Source organism: Bradyrhizobium sp. PRIMUS42, from assembly GCF_023006515.1.
In the GTDB taxonomy this organism is placed as follows: domain Bacteria; phylum Pseudomonadota; class Alphaproteobacteria; order Rhizobiales; family Xanthobacteraceae; genus Bradyrhizobium.
Genome location: NZ_JALBGZ010000960.1, coordinates 1 through 1,957, shown reverse-complemented (window position 1 = coordinate 1,957; position 1,957 = coordinate 1). Strand labels below are relative to the sequence as shown.

Below are 1,957 nucleotides of genomic sequence, written 5' to 3'. Positions count from 1 at the left end.
CGCCTGGCCGCCTGCTGCGCCACCAGGAAGCCGCCATAGGCGCTGACCGCGATCGCCTGCGCGACATCGGCCGGGACGAGATCCACGATCGGCCCACGGGCGCGGCCGCTGGCATTGTAGACGACGAGATCGGGCGTACCGATCTCGCGCTCGACGAGGCCGAACAGGCGTTCGACCTCCTCGGGCTCCGTCGCGTTGCAGGCATAGGCTTTCGCGCCGGTCTCGCTGCAGAGCGCGCCGAGCTTCTCGATCTTTCGGGCGGCCAGCGCAATGCGAATGCCTTGCGCGGCGAGCAAGCGCGCCAGCGAGGCGCTCAATCCTTCGCCGGCACCGACGATGAGAGCGATCTTGTATTTCGGATGTTCCATGGCGTGATCTCTTAGGACAGGGAGACGCTGATCTAGGCATGGGCCGCGCGAACAACCAGCCGGCGCGGTCACAATTCCGCAGGGCGAATTGCTCCCTCACGGCGATCATGCCGCCCTGACAATTTGCGGCTTTATCGCGATCCGCGGCTGGAGCATGATCGACATCATCCAAAGCGGCAAGCGCCAAATCAGCGCAAAATGTCCGCATGGCGGAAACGATAGAGGACGATCATGCACAAGCCGGTCACCGCACAGCCGAAAAACGCCGCGGCAGAGCAACCCGGCCTGCTGGCGCCCGATACATCTGGCATGAATTTCTACCGCGCCGATCCGGCGCTCACCGACCTCTTGCGCATCCATCTGCCGGACACGCTGTTCCGTCACGTCGAGCCGCATCTCGACCGTCTCGGTGAGCTCGCCGGTGGCCGTCTCGACGAGTGCGCGCGCCTCGCCGACCGCCACACGCCCCTGCTGCACCAGCGCGACAAGTTCGGCCGCGACGTGCAGTGGATCGAATATCACCCGGCCTATCGCGAGCTGGAGAATGCAGCGTTCGGGGAGTTCGGCATCCATGCGCTCTCGATCCGCAAAGGCATCATGGGCTGGCCGGATAAATACCCTGTCGTGGCCAAGCACGCCTTCACCTTCCTGTTCAACCAGACCGAATTCGGCATGGGATGTCCGATCAACGTCACCGACGGCTGTGCCAAGCTGCTGGCGAATTTCGGCAGCGAGGCGCTGAAGGCGAAGTATCTCGACGGCCTGACCTCGACCGACATGAGCAAGCTGACCCAGGGCGGCCAGTTCATGACCGAGAAGGAGGGCGGCTCCGATGTCGGCACGCTGACGACGCGCGCGGTGCAGGAGGGCGACCATTGGCGCCTCTACGGTGAAAAATGGTTCTGCTCGAATGCCGATGCCAAGGTCGTGATGCTGCTGGCCCGTCCCGAAGGCGCTGGCCCCGGCACGCGCGGCGTCGGCCTGTTCCTGATGCCACGCTTCCTCGACGACGGCTCGCAGAACCGCTACCGGATCGTCCGTCTCAAGGACAAGCTCGGCACCCGCTCGATGGCATCAGGGGAGATCAAGCTCGAAGGCGCGATCGCCTATGCGGTTGGAAAGCTCGATCGCGGCTTCGTGCAGATGGCCGAGATGGTGAACTCCTCGCGGCTCTCCAACGGCGTCAAGTCTACCGCCCTGATGCGCCGCGCCTATCATGACGCGATGACGGTCGCGACCAACCGCGTCGTGTTCGGCCAGCGCATCATCGACCTGCCGCTCGGCCGACGACAGATGCTGAAAATCATGCTGCCGGTCGAGCAGGCGCTGTCGATGAGTTTCCTCACCGCCGACGCACTCGACCGCGCCGAGGCCGGCAGCCAGGATGCGGCAGCACTGCTGCGTATCCTGACCCCGACGCTCAAATTCCGCGCCACGCGCGATGCGCGAAAAGTCTGCGGCGATGCGCTCGAGATGCGCGGCGGCATCGGCTATATCGAGGAGTTTGCCACCGCCCGCCTGCTGCGCGATGCCCATCTCGGCTCGGTCTGGGAAGGCACCGGCAACATCGTCGCCATCGACGCGCTGCG

General features: G+C 64.9%; 2 protein-coding genes. One reads left to right on the top strand and one right to left on the bottom strand.

Going from position 1 to position 1,957, the window contains the following annotated elements; genetic code table 11:
- The coding region (locus MOV75_RS36240) for an SDR family oxidoreductase (RefSeq protein ID WP_247007776.1) at positions 1-368 on the bottom strand (368 nt) is incomplete at its 3' end.
- A 231-nt stretch (positions 369-599) separates the two neighbouring features.
- Here MOV75_RS36240 and MOV75_RS36235 point away from each other — a divergent pair.
- On the top strand, positions 600-1,957 hold a 1,358-nt coding region (locus MOV75_RS36235; protein ID WP_247007774.1), incomplete at its 3' end, for an acyl-CoA dehydrogenase family protein.